General features: G+C 68.7%; 1 protein-coding gene. It reads left to right on the top strand.

Features of this window, described 5'->3' with window-relative positions; genetic code table 11:
* Window positions 1-329: DUF2840 domain-containing protein (locus AX735_RS22775; RefSeq protein ID WP_156447590.1), on the top strand; the 329-nt coding region annotated here is incomplete at both ends.

The following is a 329-nucleotide window of genomic DNA, read 5'->3' on the forward strand; positions in this document are numbered from 1 at the left end:
AGCGCGCTCGCCCGCGACGGCCTCACCCATGTCGAGCTGACCTGGATCGAGAAGAAGCTGGAGCACTGGATACGCTTCGGCCGCGTCGCCCAGGACCGCATCCTGACCCGCCGAACCCGCGTGGTCGGCTTCCGACCGGGCGCCGTCTTCGCCTTCGTCCGCTGGGCGTCGAACGACTTCGGCACGATCGTCTCGCGCATCGACGTGGTGCGCGCGGTCGCGGCCAACGAAGCCTACACGACGTTGCCGTTCGTGCGGCCGGGCGGGGACATCCTGCTCAAGATCGAAGGCTGGCCCAAGGTCCAACAAGTGCTCGCGGCGATCGACGC

This window comes from Blastomonas sp. CCH1-A6 (genome assembly GCF_001556365.1).
GTDB lineage: Bacteria > Pseudomonadota > Alphaproteobacteria > Sphingomonadales > Sphingomonadaceae > Blastomonas > Blastomonas ursincola.